We start from the raw sequence: 17,954 nt of genomic DNA on the forward strand, positions 1-17,954 counted from the left end.
GTCGATGAGCGACCGCCTTCCCGGACGCCCTTTTTCCGATCGACGTATTTGATCAAGTCGATTAACGTGCTGACCGCGACTCCGCTGGACCCGGAGTGCACATGGCAAGGCGGCATGCGAGATGCCGCCTTACGAGGGGATCCCATGAAACGCACCACCCTGCTCCGTCTCACCGTCCCCACCGCTACCGTGCTGATCAGCCCGGCCGTCGCCGTCGTTCCCGCCTTCGCGGCGGCATCGGCCGCGCCCACCGTCACCCAGGTCGGTGCCGCGCCCGTGGTCGGACAGACCACGAAGTTCCGGTTCACCGAGCCGGACGGCAGCGAACCCACCGAGTACCGCTGGATGATCAATGGCGGCGAACTGACCGGGGTCGCCACCGCGACCGCCGGCAAGGCGACCCTGCAGATCCTGGCCACCCGCGCGGTCAACCAGCTCGCGGTCTACGCGGTCGGCGCGGACAACAGCCTCAGTGACAGCACCCAGCTCATCTACACCGGCACCGGCCCGAGCCCGTATGCGGATCAGGATCTCAACGGTGACGACAAGCCCGACCTGGCCGCGGTGGTCGGCGACCAGCTCCTGCTCGCGACCGGCAAGGGCACCGCCGGCAAGGTCCGCGTCCCGGCGATCGACCTCGCCCCGGCCGGCAACGGCATGGGCGGCAGCGGCTTCGCCGGGTTGCAGCTGATCACCGGCAAGTTCACCGGTGGTCCGTTCGAGGACTATGTCGCGTACAACCCGGTTTACGGTCAGGCGTTCGTCTACCGCGGGCTCGGCGAGGCCGACGCGAAGAACCCCGGCTTGCTCGCCAAGAGCGCGGGCAGCTGGAGCGGCGGCTTCTTCGCCGACTGGGACGGTTACAACCCGACCCAGTTGATCAACGCCTACGACCTCCGCGGCACTCAGCAGACCACGCCCGACCTGCTCGGCGTGCTGGGCAGCGCGGCCACCGGATACCACCTGTCGTACTACGGCTCGTACGGCTACACCGGCGGCTTCGACATGCCGCTCGACACCGGCGCGGTCACCCCGGACGGCGGCAGCGACTGGGCCGGATGGCAGCTCGCGTCGAAACTGCTGCCCAGCGGTACAGCGATCAGCCTGTGGAACCCGGCGACCGGGGCGCTCTACCTCTGGGAGGGTGTCACCGCCGACAGCGCGAGCGGCCGGTTGGCGTACACGCAGTACCACCTGTCGGCGCAGTTCCTGACCGGCGCCGTGGACACCACGCTGCAGCTCACCGACGTCGACGCGGACGGGGTTCCGGACGTCCGGGGCGTCACCGCGGCCGGGACTGTCACGGCGTACCGGATCAGCGGCCTGTCGGCGACCGGGACCGCGACCGTCAAAGCGCAGACCCCGCAGACCCTGCGCTGATCCCGCGACGAGGGCCCGGCTCCGATCGGAGCCGGGCCCTTCTGCGTTCCGGGCCGATCCGGCCGGCGCCGGCACCCTTTCGTCCGTACAAAAAAGTCTCTCGGACAGGCCGGTAAACCTTCGCCCGGTGGCCGGCGTGTAAGCCATGTGACTCCCCGAAGCGAACCGACGGATACCAGCGACGCCGGGTACGTGGCCTTCGTCGCGGCCGGCTGGAACCGCTACCTGTGGATGGCCAGCGTGATCACCGGAGACCGGCATCACGGTGAGGAACTCCTGCAGGAGTGCCTGGTCAGCCTGTTCACCCGGTGGCGGAAGGTGGCCGGCAAGGGCGACCCGCACGCCTACCTGCGTCGCATGCTGGTCAACGGCAACGTGAGCCGGTGGCGGCGGTGGCGCCGGGAGGAGCCGGTGGCCGAGACGCCGGACCGGCAGGACGGCCGGTACGCGCCGGTCGAGCCGCACGACGCGCTGCAGCGTGCCGTGCTGCGCCTGCCCCGGCAGCAGCGCGCGGTGATCGTGCTGCGCTATTTCGAGGACCTCTCCGAGAAGGACGCGGCCGCCGCGATGGGCTGCTCGATCGGTGCCCTCAAGTCCACCCACTCCCGGGCCCTGGCCAAGTTGCGCGCCGAGTCGGCGCTCCTCGAAACCCGTGGCTGAACCCCTCTTTTCCATGGAAGGAACCTCATGAGCGACCTGCAGAAGGCCATGCACGACTGGGCCGACCGGATGCCCGCCGGTGAGCCCCCGATCGCCGAGCTGGTCGGCGCCGGCACGCGCAGCCGGATCCGCCGCCGGGTCGGTGCGGCCGGCACCGCGACCCTGGCCCTCGCGGCAGTGGTCGGTGTCGCGCTCTCCACCGGCGGCACCACGCCGTCCGGTTCGACCGAGGCGGCCGGCCCGGTGGCGGCACCGGTGTCGCCGGCGTTGGAGCTGGCGGCCGCGGCCACCTCGACCGCGGAGTCCAGCTTCGCGTTCAAGATCGCCTCGACGCTGACCCTGGCCGAGTGGCAGATCGACCACGTCACGACCACGTGCACCGGTGCGCTCGACCCGGCGAACAACAGTGGGTACGTCAGCGGCGGCCTCTTCGAGACCCGGCTCGTGGACGGGCACAGCTACGTCCGCAAGGACACGCTCTGGATCGACCGCGGCAAGGGCACCCTGGCCGGCTCGATGCTCTGCGGTGACAGCAAGGCGCCGGCCGCGATCAGCGCCAACCCGGCCACCGCGCTGAAGAGCCTGCAGAAGGCCGGTGACGTCACCAAGACCGCCGGCGGGTACACGTTCACCGCCGACGAGGTGCGGGGCAAGGTCAAGGTGGCCAGCGGCAAGATCACCGAGTTCACGTACACGATCGACAGCAAGGTCACCAAGGACTACCCGGCGTACACCCGGGAGACCACGATGACGTTCGGCAGCTACGGCAAGGCGGTCTCGGTCAAGAAGCCGCTCTGATCCTCAGCTGAGCGCCTGACCTGGGCGAGGGGCCTCATGGCCGCTCGCCCAGCAGCGTGAACCAGCTCTCCGCCAGCACGGTGACCACCTGCTCGCGGCTCGCCTCCGACCGCCCCTCGGTCCAGTGCCGGCCGAGATGGTCCAGTTGCACGAAGGCCAGCACGGCCCGGGAGTGGCGCACCTCCGGCACAAACCGCCCGGCCCGGTCGAGCCCGTTCTTGATCTCCGCGATCACTTCCTCGAACCAGCCCACGACCAGGCCGCGCAGCTCCGGCTCGACCGTGGCGGCCTCGCTTATCGCGCTGAGATGCGGGCGGAACAGCTCCCAGCTGCTCGAGCGGTGGTGCAGCCAGCCGGCCATGGCCTGGTAGGTGCCGGCCGCGACGACATCGACGAGGACCGGCGCCGACGCGGAGCGTCCGAGGAGATCGTTCAACTCGCCGATGAGGGCCCGCGCCAGATCGCTGCGGGATTTGAAGTACGCGTAGAAGGTCACCCGGGTGGTCCCGGCGGTCGACGCGATGTCGTCGACGGTGGTCGAGGCGTAGCCCTTGCTCTGGAACAGCTGCAGCGCCGCGGACAGCAGGAGTTTGCGGGTCATCTCCTTCTGTACCGCCCGAAGGTTCGCCACGCGGTCACTTCCCCCAGGTCAGCCCGCTGATCGTCGAATTAGCTTACGGCGCGGCCGGTACCGCGGTTCACCAGCCAATCCATGATCGCCAACTGGTGGGACGCCCGTCGTTGGTGGACTCGACGACTTTCGCGGCTTTGCCGCTTCAGGGGGAGACAGCGAAGGGCCCGGACCGCTGCCGGTCCGGGCCCTGACTTTCCGGTACGAGGGTCAGCCGCTTCGCCGGTTGCCGTACTGGCGCGGGCTCTGCACGGTCCCGGAACGGACCTGACGCTGCCCGGCCTCGCCGTGCACGTGGTTGCCGGCCGACTTGCCCTTGGCCCGGCGTGCTGCCCGGTTCTCGAAGGGCTCGGGCGTCTCCTCGGTCTCCGGTTCCGAGCCGGCGTCCGCGGTGGGGTCAGTCATCGATGTCTCCTTGTGCTGTTCGAGACCGGAAAAACTCGCAAACGGCCCCGAAGCGCGACTTCCGCGATACGCAGACCGTAGCGCAAACACCACCGCGCTCAGGCCCACAACCGACGCCAGCCGGTGTCGGCGAGGCGTCACCGGCTCGGCGTCAGAGCCAGCCGCGCTTGGCGGCGCGGAGACCGGCCTCGAACCGGCTGCGCGCGCCGAGCCGGTCCATCAGGTCGGCCACCATCCGGCGGGCCGTCCTGGTCGACACGCTGAGGCGTTTGGCCGTCACCTCGTCGGTCATCCCCTGGGCCAGCAGCAGCAACAACTCGCGGTGCTGCGGGGTCAGCCCCTCCTCGTCCGGTTCCGGCTCGGCACCCAGCGGCGCGGCGGCCGTCCACACCTGCTCGAACAGGGTCAGCAACGAGGCGATCATGCCGCGGCCGGTGATCTGTACGGCGCCGGCCCGGCTGTTCTGCGGGTCGGCCGGCAGCAGCGCCACCTCCTGGTCGACGATCACCATGCGCGGCGGCAGGACCGGCACCGTACCGACCTCGCCGCCGGCCTGCACGAGCCACTGCGCGTACGCCACGGTGGCCTGATCGTTGCGGACGCTCTCCTGGTAGACGGTGCGCAGGCTGACGCCCCGCAGCAGTGAGGCCTCGTCCAGCGGGCGGCTGGCCGCCAGGCTGGCCGGCGACTGACCACCACCGGGCATGAACGACAGACACTCGAAGGTCGCCCGCACGGCCAGTTGCTCCAGCCGGGACTGGATGGCGTCCATCCCGGTCAGCAACTCGTAGTCGGGTTGGGTGGTCTCCGGTCGCAGCACCGCGCACTCGGCGACCATCTCGGCGATCGCGGCGTGGCTGGCCGCGATCTCGTGCTGCTGGCGGGCGAGATCCGCCTGCCTGCGGGCCAGCAGCGCGCTGAGCCCGACGTCCGGCCGGACCGGGCGCATCGCACCCGGCGCCTCCATCGAAGGGCTCAGCAGCGCAAGTTCGAAGAGTTTGTCGAGTGCGGTCCGCACCTCATCCTCGGCGAGCACCAGGTGCTCACCGATCTCGCCGACTCCCCAGCCGGGATTCGCCAGCATCGCCCGGTAGACCTTCTCCGCGCGCCCGTCGATTCCCAGCAATCCGAGTCCTGGCGACCCCAGCATGTGTCGCCCCCGTCATGCCGTGCCTGCATCAGTAGATCGCCCGACATTAATGCATCAGAGCAACCAGCGGCGGCCCCGTTCGAACAAATCACCGCACCGAACGGCCGAGCATTGTGGACGGTGCCGACCCTACGGAAAAACCTCGCGCAACGCCGTAATTGGACAATTCATGCCCGGGGCCGCATCCCTGGTGACAAAAACCGGTCATGGCCGGTTGTGTCCAGCCTTCGGGGCCATGAACACCCCTGGCGCGCTGGTAGAAAGTTCTCAGGCCGATCGCCAAACGCGATTGCGGCACCGCAAAAGTCACCGGACCGGCGATTTTGGACATTCACGGGGGTAAAACCAATGAAGCTTCCTAAGCGTTTCTTCGTAGCTCTGCTGGCCGTCGGTTTCGCTTTCTCGGCGGCGCCGGCAGCGGTGGGCTCCCACACTTCGACTCCAGGCGGTGGCAACGTACTTGCTGGATTCGGCTGGGACTAAAAAGGAAGCGGAGTGATGGTACTTGTTTCCATCACTCTCGCGGCCGACGGTGAGCCGATCAGCACGGTCCTGCTCATCGACACGGTCTGGTCAGTCACCAGGCCCGAGGACCGCCTCGAACATCTCAGCGCCCGAACCGGCGCCGACTGCGTTCACCTAGGCATGTTCATCCGAACAGCGTCGGCCGACGAGGCGCTCGTCACCGCACACGAAATCTGGCTCAGAGCCGCCACGATGTCAACGACGCTCCAGTGCCTGAGGAATGTCTCCGCGGCGAGTCTGCGCACCATCGACATCGCCGATAGATCTTTCGCCAAGCGGCAGGACATATGATCTCGGAAGCAGGTCAGAAATGATCAGGGTTGGTATTGTTGATGACCATCCCATCGCCCTGTGGGGGTTGCGCGGCGCGCTGGAGTCAGTGCCTGACATCAGCGTGGTGGCGACCGCCGCGACGGCAGAATCGTTCGATCCCGCAAATCTTGATGTTCTGGTTCTCGATATCCATCTCGCCAGCGATCTACCCTGCGTTCCGGTTGTTACCGCAATGGCCGCACACACCCGAGTGATCATGACATCGGCAACCGAGCGGACGGCCGACATCGAGCAGTGCATGGCCGCCGGGGCCCGGGCGTTCGTTCCGAAGAGCAGCCCGCTCGAGCAGTTCGCCGACACGGTGCGGATGGTGGTCGCGGACGGCTCGGCGCCGCTGGCCGCTCCCGCGGTCACCCATCCGGTCCTGTCACCCCGGGAGCGGGCGGTCCTGGACCACATCGCCGGCGGGCTCACCCACGAGCAGATCGCCCGCCGGCTGGGGATCAGCAAACACACCGTCGACACCTATCTCAAACGGGTCCGCGCCAAGCTGAACCTCGGCAACAAGGCCGAGCTGACCCGGGCCGCGCTCGCCACCTCCGGCCAACCAGCGGGGTACTGAGATGCGCCTGAGCACCGAACATTGGGCCAACCGGGTCAACCAGGTCATCCGGGTCGTGGTCGTCGCCACCGACCCGGCCCGCCGGGACGAACTCTGCGAGCTGCTGGCGGCCGTGCCCGGTCTGCGGGTGGCCGCCGCCGGGCCGGACCTGCCGCGACGGCGTGGCTACCGCGGTGAGGTGCTGCTCGTCCAGCACGACTTCGGCAGCGACGACACCCGGCTGATCGAGCTGGGGCGGCTCAGCCGGCGCCGCCGTGTCGTCGTCACCTCGGTGTCGCAGCTACGCAGCGACATCTGGATGGCGGTGTCCTGCGGCGCGCTGGGGTATACGACGTCCGACGCGGAGCTCGTGCCGGCGCTGCGCTCGGCCGCCGAGGGCCGCCCGCACCGGCCGTACTTCCTCGGCGACCCGCCGGCCTGGCTCGACCTGCCGCACCTGACCGACCGGGTCTTCGCCTACGTGCGGGAACGCGAGCGCGCCCAGTACCACCGCCTGATCCACGACCACGTGCTGCAGACCCTGGAGGGGTTGGCGCTCTCCCCGTCGATCACCGACGTGGAGGTCAAGGCGCTGCTCTCCCGGGAGGCGGGCGCGCTGCGCCGGTTCATCCGGGCCGGTGCCGGCGAGGACGTCCGGCCGCTGCTCACCGAGCTCCGGTCGATCATCGCCCGGCACGACCGCAAGCCGCTCGACGTGGTGCTGCGGACCGACGGGCACACCACGCCGCCGCTCGCCGACCAGACGCTGCGGGCGCTGGCCGACGCGGCGAACGAGGCGCTCTGCAACGTCAGCAAACACGCGGCCGCGCCGTCGGCGGCGGTGACGGTCACCGCCGCGCCGGACGCGGTGAGCATCCGGATCGTCGACTCGGGGGTCGGGTTCAACCGGCGTACCACCCGGCCGGGCTTCGGCCTCAACGAGTCGATCGTCGCCCGGATGCAGTCGGTGGGCGGCAACGCGACGATCGAGAGCATCCCCGGCCGGGGCACGGTGGTCGAGCTGACCGGACCGGCCATCCGGGTGCCGAGCCGGCCCGAGCACCGCGCCGCGTGAGGCGCCGCTCAGTTCCGGTTGCGGGGGTGCTGCCGGGCGGTGCGTTCGTTGCCGTGCCGGTAGTTCCCCGTCCAGCGGGCCATCGCCAGCTGCGGATCGTCCTCGACCTCGGCGAGGAACTCGGCGGCGCGAGCGCCCCGCAGCTTCGCCGCCACCCGGCCGTGATGCGTGACGATCACGGTGCCGTCGGCGCGACGAACGTACTCGAATCCACTCGCCGATCCACCCATTCGTCGGACTGTACGCGACTCCACCGGGTCCACACCGGCCCGTCGCGCGCCGGAGGCACGAGGAAATCTAGTGACTGTGATCAATAACGTACGGGGCTGGACGCGCCGCCGCGGTCCGGGCGCGCGCCCGGACCGGGCCGGGTACGCGCGCCTGTTCGCACAGGACCGGGCCGCCCCGCACTGGGCCTACGACTACGCCGACCGGCTCGCCCGGCGCCATCCCGCGGACCACCGCATCCTGATCCAGACGAGCATGTCGCCGAGCGGGACGTTCCACATCGGCAACCTGCGGGACACCATCTGCGCGCACCTGGTGCACCGGGCGCTGGTGCGGACCGGCCGGCGATCCGCCGTGCTGCTCAGCTTCGACGACTTCGACCCGTTCCGGCAGAGCCAGGCGGTGGCCGGCACCGAGCTGGCCCCGTACGGCGGACGGCCCCTGGCCCTGGCCCGCGAGCGCTCCACCGCGATCTGCCGCACCTACCTGCGTGCCCTCAAGGACCTGGGCATCTGCCCGCCCGACGCGGACCCGGACGGGCGGATGCCGGTCGGCGCCGCCTGGGAGACCCACTACCAGTGGGAGCGGTACACCAGCGGCACGTACCGGGAGATCCAGCGCCGGTACGTGCGGCACGCGGACCGGCTCGCCGCGCTGCTCGGTGTCGAGGACCCGCGGCGGCTGTTCGCCGTCTACTGCCAGCAGTGCGGGCGCAACACCACCACGATCCACGAGTTGCGCCCGGACCAGGTGCGCTACGACTGCCGGTCGTGCGGCGCGTTCGTCACGACCGAGGTGATGGAGTGCGTCAAACCGTCCTGGGCACTCGACTGGACGCTGCGGGTCGCGTACGAGCACATCGACTGTGAACCGGCCGGCCAGGATCACTGCAGCTCGGGCAGCACGATGGACCGCACCCAGCCGATCTACGACCGGTTCCTCGGCTCCGACCAGCCGGTGATCGTGCCGTACGGTCTGATCCGCCAACCCGGGCAGCGGCAGAAGATCTCCGGTTCACGGGCCGGCGGGCTGGCGCCGGACGACCTGCTCCGGGTCATGCCGCCCACCATGATCCTGTGGCTGTACGCCCGGCCCAACTGCCTCTCGGACATGCGCCTCGGCCTGGACCGCGGCTCGGTGCTCGCCGCCTACGCCGGCTACGACCGGTTCCTCAGCCGGGTGCCGGTCGCGCCGCGGGCCCGGAAACTGTACGAGCTGCTCACCGACGCGCCGGTGCCGGACGGTCCACCGCTGCCGTCGATCCGCCGGGTGCTCGGCCTCCTGCACGCCACCCTGTACGACGCCGGGCGCGTCCTCGACGAGCTGGCCGCCGAGGCACCGGCCGCCGACCGCGCGGCGCTCGCCGAGCGGGTCCGGCACGCGCTGGCCTGGGTCTCCGGCCCCGGCCGCGGCACGTCCTGGCTGCACGGCCCGGCACCCGCCGGCACCGGTACCGGTACCGCGCTGCTCGCCGGCAGTCTGGCCGGACGGTGGGACCGGGCCCGGCACGCCGCCCTGCTCGGCGCCCTGTTCGGGGTGGCCTCCGGACCACCGCTGCGCCGGCTGCTCGACGCGTTCGCCGAGGCCGAGGTGGTCGACGCGGTGACCGCGTTCGACAACACCGGCGCCCGGCCGCTGCTGCGGCGAGTGACCGACCGGCTCGACGCCGTGACCGTGACCGGAGGTTCCTGTGCACGCTGAGATCTTCGATCCGCGCTTCGAGCCGGTGCCGGCCGAATGGGAGAAGTTCGTCCAGGACGAGGGGGTCTCGGCGGCGTGGAGCGCCGACGCGCTCGCCGCGGTCGCGTGGACCTCGCAGCGCACCGTACACCTGGGTCTGGTCTTCGACGGCAAGCATGTGGTGGCGCTGTTCTGCGGTGATTTCGGCGCGCTGCGCCGCCGCCGGGCCCGGTTCAGCGCGACCGCGGGGCTCCCGCTCGCCGGGGTGTTCTTCGCCCGCATCCTGATGGGCTTCGACGAGGGGTTCGTGTTCGCCGAGTCCCTCGACCTGCCCGGCCGGACCGCGGCGCGGGCGGCGTTCGAGCGCGGGTTGCGCGCCCGGCTGGGCCGGCGCTGCCTCGGCGTCGTCTACCAGAACGTGGCGACGGCCAGCCTTCCGGCGTTCCGCAGCCGCACCCGGCTGTGCCGGCCGGTCTCGCCCAACTCCGTGCTGGTCAACCGGTGGAGCTCGATGGACGAGTACTTCGCCGAGCTGCCCCGTCGCCGGCGCCGCCGCTTCGAGCAGATCTACCGCGACGTGGACCGGGATCCGGGCCTGCGGGTGCTCCGGGCGGTGCCGGCGATCGATCCGCACGAGGCGAGCCGGCTGGAGCAGCTGACCCGGCTCAAACACCTCGGTCCGGGCGAGGTCCTGGTGCCGCTGCCCAGCCTGTACTTCGAGCGCCTCAACCACCGCGACGGGGTGCGCTACTTCGCGCACACCCAGCCGGCCGACGGCGCCTTGGTCTCCTTCGACCTGTCCTTCGAGCACCGGGGCGGGCTGGTCACCACGGTGACCGGGTCCGCGTCCGGCGCCCGTAAAGGTCAGGGTCTCTACTGGGACCTCTACCTTCGCGAGATCGAGTACGTCATCGACCGCGGTCTGCCCCGGTTGGAGTTCGGCAAGGGGCTCGTCGACCTGAAGAAGCAGTTCGGCTGCGTCACCGAGACGCAGTACGCCGTCGCCGCACCGTGGTGACACCGACCCGAGGGGAACCCCGCATGATCAAGTTCGACGCCGCCGTCACGGCGCACCTCGACGCCGTGACCCGGCGCGACCTGCCCGCCTACCTGGACACCGTCCACGACGACGTCACCGTGGTGCTGCCGAACGGCAAGGTGGTCAGCGGCCGCGACGAGGTGGCCACGTTCCACAAGGGCTGGTTCGACGACCCGGACTGGCGGATGGAGCTGACCCCGGTCCGGTCGTACACCGCCGGGGACACCGGGGTCGCGCTCTACTCGGTCGAGTACCACGACGTCGACGGGTCGGGCACGCCGTACCAGAAGACCTACGTGCTGAGCCTGCTGTTCACCCGGCACGACGACCGGTGGCTGCTGGTACACGACCAGAACACGTTCTGCTGAGATGGCGGCCCTCCTGGCGTACCGCGTCCCGCGGTCCTTCTCCACGGGCGCGCACGAGCGGGACCACGCCACGGTGGTCCGGCTCGCCCACGACGAGGTGCCCTTCTACCGGGAGCGGCTCGCCAGGGCGGGCGCCACGTCGGACGTACCGGTGCCGCTGCCGACCGCGGACCTGGACCGCCTCTACCACCAGCTCTTCCCGCTGGGTTCGCCCTGGCTCGGCCAGGCGGACCCGCCGGCCTGGGTCCCGGACCCGGCGGAGCTGCCCTCGGCGCTCCGGCTGACCGAGCGGCACCGCACCAACGCGACGGTGTTCGAGCTGCGGGCCGCGCTGCTCGGCGGCGGGCGGGGCCGGTACCGGGTGCTGCTGAACCGGGACGCGGTGATCGACCCGTTCGCGCCGGACCCGCGCGAGGCTCAGGCCGTGGCGTTCGCCGCGACGCGGCTCGCGACCCTGGTCGGCACGCCAGGCGATCTCGCAGCGTTCCGGTCCGCTGCCGGTCCGACCGATGCGACGATCCTTCCGGTACGACAATGTGCCGACATCGTCGCGGTCACCGGCGAGCCAGGGCTCCTGCACGACCCGTACCTGGGTCACCTCGGTGCCTGGGCCGCCTCGTGCGGGCACGCCCACCTGGACTGGCGGCGGTTCCACGCCACCGCGGTCCCGGCCGGTGTGCTCGTCACCAAGCTGCGGCAACGCCGGCCGACCCTGGTGCACGTGCTGCCGGCCGGTGCCGATGGGCTGACCGTGACGAGCTGTCCCGCCCACCGGACCCCGGTGCTCGTACCCCGTTCCTGACCTATCGCGGCGCCGCCGCCTTGACCAGCTTGATCTTGCCGTTCGCCTCCGGCTCGATCTGGTCGACGGCGTGCACCTCGACGGAATATCCCGGCAGTGCCGCCAGCACCGCCGTCCGGATCGCCTCCACCCCGGAGAGCTCGTCCCCGCCGGTCATCACCAGCCGGAGGTCGAGCGACCCGGGGTGGTGCTGCACCAGCTGCATCCGGTGCACCGCGGGGAACCGCTCGATCACCTTGGTCAGGAAGTCGGCGTGCATACTGCGCCCGTCCAGGGCGGTGATCCGGTCCTCGCTACGTCCCTGGATCTTGTCGACGATCGGGGTGTGCGCCACCCCGCACGGGCAGTCGTTCGGCCGGATCCGCACCCGGTCGCCGACCCGGTACCGGATCAGCGGCATGGCCTCGCTGCGCAGCCGGGTGACCAGCACCTCGCCCTCGCCGTCCTCCACCGAGACGCTGCCGTCGTCGTGCTCGACCTCGACCACCACGTTCCCGGTACGCAGGTGCAACGCCCCGAGCGGGCAGGTCCGCGCCGCCGTGAACATCTCCACCGACGCGTAGACCTCGTGCCCGGCCGCACCGAAATAGCCCAGCACGTTGGCGCGGGCGGCCGGGGTGAGCCGCTCGCCGCCGAACACCACGGTGTGCACGTCGCGGTACTCGATGCCGCGCCGCTGCAACTCCTCCACCAGCGTGGCGATCACGTTGGGGAAGCCGAACAGGAACGTCGGCCGGGCCGCCAGGAACGTCGCGACCTGGGTGTCCAGGCCCTCGGCGGTGTTGATGTGCAGGTTGCGCACGACCCCGAACCGCTCCAGCGGGTGCCGCAGGAACGCCCCGGTCCGGAAATACCCGACCCGGTCGAACGGCCGCAGCCCGGACGCGAGCATGTCCTGCAGGTAGGTGGCGCGCAGGTACCCGAGGTCGCGCTCCGAGTTGCGGAACGTCACCGGGATGCCGGACGAGCCGCTGGTCCGCGCCGCCCGGGTGTTCTCCGCGGTGTAGCCGGCCGCGAGCAGCTCGGTCTCCGGCAGCTCGTGCACCAGCGACCGGTCGAGCACCGGCAGCCGGGCCAGATCCGCCGCCGACCGCACCGCCTCGACCTGCTCGGCGGTGAGCACCCGGCGGTAGTACGGCACGTTGCGCTGGGCGTGACGCAGCAGCGTGCGCAGTTGCCTGCTCTGCACCTCACGCAGGGCCTCGGCGCGCTGGCGCTCGCGGCGCCGGGCGACGAACAGGTTCGCCACCACCGGCGCGAGCGCGATCGAGGAACGAAGTGTCGACGGCATCGGAAAACCTCAGTTCTTCAGTACGGCGAGCCACGAGGGCGGCAGGTTCCGGCGTACCTCCACGGCCTCGAACACCGACGGCTCCTGCGGCCCGTGCTGCTTTGCCCAGGCGGCCATCCGGGCGAGTCCGTCGACGAGCGGCACCGGCGGGTCGACCAGGTCGAACACCTTGCGGGCCTTGTCGTGGCTGGCGTACGCGCTGTGCACCTCCTGCCGGGCCGGCAGGTAGTTCACCGACAGCGGCACACCCATCGCGGCCGCGGTGTCCGCCGCGAGCACGTTCACCGAGTACACCGAGTCGCCGCCGATGTTGAACGTCTCGTTGTAGGCGGCCGGGGTCTCCACCGAGCGCGCGATGACCGGGGCCACGTCGCCGATGTAGCTGAACGCCCGGGTCTGCTCCCCGTCACCGAAGATGGTAAACGGTTCGCCGCGCAGCGCCTGGTTCATGAAGATGCCGATGACGTTGCGGTAGCGGTCGCCGATGTTCTGGAACTCGCCGTAGACGTTGTGCGGGCGGAACACGATGTACGGCAGCCCGAACATCGCGTGCGACACCTTGAGCTCCTGCTCGATCGAGAACTTCGCGATGCCGTACGGGTCCTCCGGCTCCGGCACCAGGTCCTCGGTCATCGGGGGCTGGTTGCTGCCGTACACCGCGATCGACGAGGTGAACACGAAGCAGCGCACCGTGCCGGTGTTCACCGCCGCGTTGATCAGGTTGATGCTGCCGATGACGTTGTTGTGGTAGTTGAACCGCTTGATGAAGTGGCTCAGGCCCTCCGCGGCGTACGCGGCCAGGTGGAAGACGTAGTCGAAGCGGAACTCGGCGAACAACTCGTCGACCAGCACGTGGTCGCCGATGCTGCCCTGGCGGAACTCCGCGCCGTCCGGGACGTTCTCCACCACGCCACCGCTGAGGTCGTCCAGGACGACCACCCGGTAGTTCCGGTCGAGCAGTTCCCGGGCGACGTTCGCGCCGATGAAGCCGGCGCCGCCGGTGACGAGAGCGGTCGGTTGTGCCATTACAGGGACACCTTTTCCTTGATGGTGGCCGGGGAGTCGTCGCCGCCGTCCGGCTCGATGGCTTCGGGTGGGCCGGCCGGCCGGCTGATCCGCAGCAGGCGCAGCAGCGGCGCGGCCATGATGGTGGTGGTCAGCGCCATCACGACCATCACGGTGAACGCCTTGGTGTTGATGACGCCGATGTCCATCCCGGTGCGCAGGACCACGATCTCGGTGATCCCCCGGGCGTTGAGCAGGACGCCGAGCCCGAGCGACTCCCGCCAGGGCATGCCGCCGGCCCGGGCGCAGAACGCCGCGCTCAGCAGCTTCCCGCCGACCGCGACGACCAGGATCAGCAGGCCGGCCAGCAGGACCGAGGTGTGGCCGATCGCGCTGACCACGTCCACCTGCAGGCCGATGGAGGCGAAGAAGACCGGCAGCAGCAGCGCCCGGTTGAGCGTGCTGAGCCGCTCCGGCACGGCGGCCAGGAAGCGGGACTTGCGGGGCAGGATCAGACCGGCCAGGAACGCGCCGAAGATGGCGTGCACGCCGATCTGGTCGGTGAGGCCGGCGAGCGCGAAGACCAGGCACAGCACCGCGACGATGCGGACGGCGAGCGACGCCTTCACCGCGTCCAGCCGGTCCGCGGCCCGCTGCAGCAGCGGCTTGAGCACGAGCAGCGCGAACGCCGAGACCGCGATGGCCAGCGGCAGCGCCACCAGGGCGCCGAGCGCGCTGCCGGCCTGGATCACCGCGATCACGACGGCGAGCGCGCACCACGCCATGACGTCGTTGATCCCGGCGCAGATCATCGCAAGGTTGCCGAGCCGGGTGCCGGACAGTCCGGAGTCCTGCACGATCCGGGCCAGCACCGGGAACGCGGTGATGCTGATCGCGGTGCCCATGAAGATGGCGAACGGCACCATACCGACGCCCTCACCGGCGAAGTCCGGGTACAGCGTCGGGACCAGGAGCAGACCCAGCAGGAACGGGGCGATCATCGTGGCTTGACTGATCATGCCGATCGCGGCGCCCTGCCGGCGCATCATCCGCAGGTCCATCTCGGCGCCGACCGAGAACATGAACAGGATCAGCGCGATCTGGGCCAGCACGTTCAGGTCGGCGCGGATGTCCGCCGGGAACAGCGCCGTGCTGACCTCGGGCAGGAACCGGCCGAGCACCGACGGGCCGAGCAGCAGCCCGGCGACGATCTCACCGACCACCCTCGGCTGGCGCAGGCGCGCGGCGAGCCAGCCACCGGCGTGCGCGAGCCCGCCGATCAGCAGGACGGCCAGGAAGAGGCGCAGGTAGATCGGGATCGCGGCGTGGGTCGCAGCGGCCGGCGCCCGGCCACCCGCGGTGTCGGAGATGCCGCCGCGCCACACCAGCAGGCCGACGATCACGGCGGGCACCACGGACACCAGGATGGACACGAGCAGGATGCGCTTGGGCGAGGTGACGAGCCGGGCCGGCTCCGCGGCCGGTTCGCCGGCCTCCCTGGTCGGCGGCAAGGTCTGTGTCATGTGGATTCCTTCGAGGAGGTCAGCGCCGGCAGGACGGTGATCGCGTGGACCACGTCACCGACGGCGATAGCCGCTAGTGCACCCGGCGCGCCCAGCAGCGGCACCAGGACGAACGCCGACAGGGCCGCACCGGTGAGGCCCATGACGGAACCGGAGGCGGTACGCCGCAACGTCCGGCGATCACCGTTCTCCAGCACGAAGTTGATGCTGCCCAGGCCGAAGAAGAGCGGGATGCAGGCGAGGTAGAGCAGCGCCAGCGCGGCGGTCTGCCCGGTGGCGCCGGCGTGCTGCCGCCAGAGGATCGTCAGCGCCGTCACCGCGGCCAGGTACGGGGCGCCGCCGATCGCGATGATCCGTGCCCAGCGCACCGTCCGGCGGCGTACGGCCTCACTCGCCGCACCGCGGTGCAGGGTCCGGGACACCTGCGGCTGCATGATCCGCAGCAGGAATCCGAACGCGTTGACCAGCAGCGCGGACGCGCTGACGATCACGTACAGGGCGGCGCCCTGGTCCCGGAACCCGCTGCGGGCCAGCAGCAGGAAGACCAGGCTGACGATGCCGGCCGCGGCGAGCTCGCTCGCCGACATCAGCGCCGAGGTACCGATCGCCTGCCGCACCAGGGCGCGGCGGCGCAGACCGGACGGCCGCAGGGCGAGACCCGACACCAGCGCCACGTTGAGCACGGCGACCGCCGTCACCATGACGGTCAGCGCCCACAGCGGGCCCTGATCCGCCAGCAGCGCACCGGCCACGCCCAGCCCGATCGCGAGGACCAGCACCGCGTGGTTCGCCACGTCCCGCCAGGGCCGGTCGAGCACCCGGTGCAGGCCGACGAGCACCTGGTTGAGGCCCAGGCCGACGGCCAGCACCCCGGCCAGGATCCAGAGCGACGAACGGCCGCCGCCCAGACCGGTCGCCAGGATCCAGATCAGGCACACCGACCCGGAGATCGCCGGCAGCACCACGAACACCGCGATCAGCTCGGACCGGGCCCGGGTCACCCGGGGCACCAGCTTGAGCGCGCCCTTCTCCACACCGCACGAGGTGAGGAACATGACCGCGGTGAAACTGCCCATCACCAGGGCGTACGTGGCGAACGTCGACTCACCCCAGGCGGCCAGGAACAGCAGGTTCGACACCACGATGGCCAACCGGTAGACGCCCCGGCCGGCCAGCAACGGAAGGAGCAGCCGGCCCCGCAGCAGTATCGACAACGGCCGCGGAGCCGACACGGCGCCTTCAGGCGTCAACGGAGTACTCCGAGGTGATGAACTTGCCCTTGCCGCCGACCGTCAGCGGCAGCCGGTCGGCCCGTACCACCTCGAGGTCGAACGGCCCGGCGGCCAGGCGGAACATCTCTTCCCGTACGCCGGCGAAGACGCTGTCGAGGTCGGTGACCCCGTCCATCGGCACGATGTTCAACCGCACCCGGCCCTGCTTGTCCTGCTCGACGAAGCACTCGGCGATGTCCGCGTGCACGGCGGCGAACCAGACGAAGGTGTCCGGGTACAACCGCCGGCCGTCGGGCAGGATCACGTAGTCGTTGGCCCGGCCCTTGGTCAGCCGCAGCGTGCCGAACGCCCGGCCGCACCGGCACGGCTCGGTACCCAGCACACCGATGTCGCCGAGCTCGTACCGCAGCAGCGGCATGGCCCGCTCCATGTACGGCGTGATGATCAGCCGCCCCTCCTGGCCGGCCGGCAGCGGGTGACCGTCGTCGTCCACCACCTCGACGTGGATCCGGTCCTCGGCGATGTGCCGGCCACCGGCCGGGCACTCGAAGTAGATGTTGAGGATCTCGAACGCCGAGTACTCGTCGAAGACCGGAACGCCGTAGCCCTCGACCAGCCGGGCCCGGTGCTCGTCGGTCAGCAGCTCCGACTCGGTGAGCACCATGCGCAGGGTCTTGCGCAACTGCGCCATCTCCGGCGGAGTGAGCGCCCGCAGCACCTCACGCATGTGTACGGGCTGCCCGGCCAGCACGTGCGGCCGGTTGCCCAGCAGCTCCGCCTTGATCTCCGCCATCGGCCGGTGCGACAGGATCGTGTGCCGCCGGAAGAGTCCCAGCTTCTCGAAGCTGCGCGTCGGCGCGACGTACGGCCGGACGTGCGTCAACCGGTCCGTCGGCCGGTACCGCCCGGTCGCCGCGAACCGCCGGAAGCAGGCCGCCATGTGGTAGTCGTGGCTGCGCTGATCGTGACGGATCGTGACGCGCTGCCCGGTGCTGCCGCTCGTCTGGAACTGCCGGCACCGCTCGGCCGGCACCCCCTCGGCGATCATGTCCTCCAGCGGGCGTTCACGCAGCGTGGCCTTCCGCAGGATCGGCAGGTCCGCCAGCTCGGCGAGATCCCGCAGCGGTCCGTGCTGGTAGAGCGGGTCCTCCCGGTAGTACGGGACACGCTCCCGGCTGTAGACCAGCATCTCGTTGATCCAGCGCAGCTTGCGTCGGGTGATGGCTTGCCGGCTCGCGTACTGGCGAACCATCGTCACCGGGATGTCGAGGGCCTCACGCAGGAACAT

General features: G+C 70.6%; 19 protein-coding genes. 10 read left to right on the forward strand and 9 right to left on the reverse strand.

All coding sequences use genetic code 11. The annotated features are described in order from the left end of the window. Positions 1-144: 144 nt before the first annotated feature. The 3 genes from Apa02nite_RS41950 to Apa02nite_RS41960 all read left to right on the forward strand — a co-directional run bounded on the left by Apa02nite_RS41950 (position 145) and on the right by Apa02nite_RS41960 (position 2,838). Positions 145-1,380, forward strand: coding sequence for a hypothetical protein (locus Apa02nite_RS41950; protein ID WP_203830049.1), 1,236 nt, complete (start codon positions 145-147; stop codon positions 1,378-1,380). Positions 1,381-1,527: 147 nt separating this feature from the next. Beyond that, entirely contained in the window at positions 1,528-2,040 is a 513-nt protein-coding gene (locus tag Apa02nite_RS41955; protein WP_083971290.1) for a SigE family RNA polymerase sigma factor, read from the forward strand. Between the two features lie 27 nt (positions 2,041-2,067). Continuing rightward, on the forward strand, positions 2,068-2,838 hold the full coding sequence (locus tag Apa02nite_RS41960; protein ID WP_203830050.1) for a hypothetical protein: 771 nt from the start codon (positions 2,068-2,070) through the stop codon (positions 2,836-2,838). A 34-nt stretch (positions 2,839-2,872) separates the two neighbouring features. Here the strand turns inward: Apa02nite_RS41960 and Apa02nite_RS41965 are convergent, their stop codons facing one another. From Apa02nite_RS41965 to Apa02nite_RS41975, 3 genes are all read right to left on the reverse strand, one after another. Next, on the reverse strand, positions 2,873-3,439 hold the full coding sequence (locus Apa02nite_RS41965; protein WP_203830051.1) for a TetR/AcrR family transcriptional regulator: 567 nt from the start codon (positions 3,437-3,439) through the stop codon (positions 2,873-2,875). Between the two features lie 240 nt (positions 3,440-3,679). Beyond that, positions 3,680-3,874, reverse strand: a complete 195-nt coding sequence (locus Apa02nite_RS41970) for a hypothetical protein (protein ID WP_067690614.1) — start codon at positions 3,872-3,874, stop codon at positions 3,680-3,682. A gap of 151 nt (positions 3,875-4,025) precedes the next feature. After that, positions 4,026-5,000, reverse strand: a complete 975-nt coding sequence (locus tag Apa02nite_RS41975) for a helix-turn-helix domain-containing protein (protein ID WP_239164932.1) — start codon at positions 4,998-5,000, stop codon at positions 4,026-4,028. A gap of 519 nt (positions 5,001-5,519) precedes the next feature. Here Apa02nite_RS41975 and Apa02nite_RS41980 point away from each other — a divergent pair. Genes Apa02nite_RS41980 through Apa02nite_RS41990 form a run of 3 tightly spaced genes read left to right on the forward strand, consistent with a single transcriptional unit; the run spans position 5,520 to position 7,498 of the window. Continuing rightward, complete coding sequence (locus Apa02nite_RS41980; protein WP_203830053.1) at positions 5,520-5,840, forward strand: hypothetical protein; 321 nt, start codon at positions 5,520-5,522, stop codon at positions 5,838-5,840. Positions 5,841-5,859: 19 nt separating this feature from the next. Continuing rightward, entirely contained in the window at positions 5,860-6,444 is a 585-nt protein-coding gene (locus Apa02nite_RS41985; protein WP_198170796.1) for a response regulator transcription factor, read from the forward strand. Between the two features lies 1 nt (position 6,445). Beyond that, positions 6,446-7,498: a sensor histidine kinase gene (locus Apa02nite_RS41990; protein WP_203830054.1), complete on the forward strand. Its 1,053-nt coding sequence runs from the start codon at positions 6,446-6,448 to the stop codon at positions 7,496-7,498. Between the two features lie 8 nt (positions 7,499-7,506). On the opposite strand, the gene Apa02nite_RS41995 is transcribed toward Apa02nite_RS41990, so the two are convergent. Continuing rightward, the gene (locus Apa02nite_RS41995) at positions 7,507-7,728 is read right to left on the reverse strand and encodes a hypothetical protein (RefSeq protein ID WP_067690602.1); all 222 of its coding nucleotides are present in this window, start codon (positions 7,726-7,728) and stop codon (positions 7,507-7,509) included. Positions 7,729-7,798: 70 nt separating this feature from the next. Between Apa02nite_RS41995 and Apa02nite_RS42000 the strand changes: the two genes are divergently transcribed. From Apa02nite_RS42000 to Apa02nite_RS42015, 4 genes are read left to right on the forward strand one after another with little or no spacing between them, the layout of a single operon-like run. Further along, complete coding sequence (locus Apa02nite_RS42000; protein WP_203830055.1) at positions 7,799-9,427, forward strand: nucleotidyl transferase family protein; 1,629 nt, start codon at positions 7,799-7,801, stop codon at positions 9,425-9,427. Then, complete coding sequence (locus Apa02nite_RS42005; RefSeq protein ID WP_203830056.1) at positions 9,417-10,424, forward strand: hypothetical protein; 1,008 nt, start codon at positions 9,417-9,419, stop codon at positions 10,422-10,424. The genes Apa02nite_RS42000 and Apa02nite_RS42005 overlap by 11 nt, the downstream gene beginning before the upstream one ends. A gap of 23 nt (positions 10,425-10,447) precedes the next feature. Beyond that, positions 10,448-10,813, forward strand: a complete 366-nt coding sequence (locus Apa02nite_RS42010) for a YybH family protein (protein WP_232344126.1) — start codon at positions 10,448-10,450, stop codon at positions 10,811-10,813. Between the two features lies 1 nt (position 10,814). Beyond that, complete coding sequence (locus tag Apa02nite_RS42015) at positions 10,815-11,615, forward strand: hypothetical protein (RefSeq protein ID WP_203830057.1); 801 nt, start codon at positions 10,815-10,817, stop codon at positions 11,613-11,615. A gap of 1 nt (position 11,616) precedes the next feature. Here Apa02nite_RS42015 and Apa02nite_RS42020 read toward each other — a convergent pair whose 3' ends face one another. From Apa02nite_RS42020 to Apa02nite_RS42040, 5 genes are read right to left on the reverse strand one after another with little or no spacing between them, the layout of a single operon-like run. Then, positions 11,617-12,906 (reverse strand): phenylacetate--CoA ligase family protein, encoded by a 1,290-nt coding sequence (locus Apa02nite_RS42020; RefSeq protein ID WP_203830058.1) that lies wholly within the window; start codon positions 12,904-12,906, stop codon positions 11,617-11,619. Between the two features lie 9 nt (positions 12,907-12,915). Further along, positions 12,916-13,932 (reverse strand): NAD-dependent epimerase/dehydratase family protein, encoded by a 1,017-nt coding sequence (locus Apa02nite_RS42025; RefSeq protein ID WP_203830059.1) that lies wholly within the window; start codon positions 13,930-13,932, stop codon positions 12,916-12,918. Beyond that, a complete protein-coding gene (locus tag Apa02nite_RS42030) occupies positions 13,932-15,434 on the reverse strand; it encodes a cation:proton antiporter (protein ID WP_203830060.1) in 1,503 nt (500 codons plus the stop codon). Before Apa02nite_RS42030 ends, Apa02nite_RS42025 begins: the two co-directional genes overlap by 1 nt. Beyond that, the gene (locus tag Apa02nite_RS42035; protein WP_203830061.1) at positions 15,431-16,666 is read right to left on the reverse strand and encodes a hypothetical protein; all 1,236 of its coding nucleotides are present in this window, start codon (positions 16,664-16,666) and stop codon (positions 15,431-15,433) included. Before Apa02nite_RS42035 ends, Apa02nite_RS42030 begins: the two co-directional genes overlap by 4 nt. Before the next feature lie 7 nt (positions 16,667-16,673). Next, positions 16,674-17,954, reverse strand: a complete 1,281-nt coding sequence (locus Apa02nite_RS42040; protein WP_203830062.1) for a phenylacetate--CoA ligase family protein — start codon at positions 17,952-17,954, stop codon at positions 16,674-16,676.

It is taken from the genome of Actinoplanes palleronii (assembly GCF_016862315.1).
GTDB classification, from domain to species: domain Bacteria; phylum Actinomycetota; class Actinomycetes; order Mycobacteriales; family Micromonosporaceae; genus Actinoplanes; species Actinoplanes palleronii.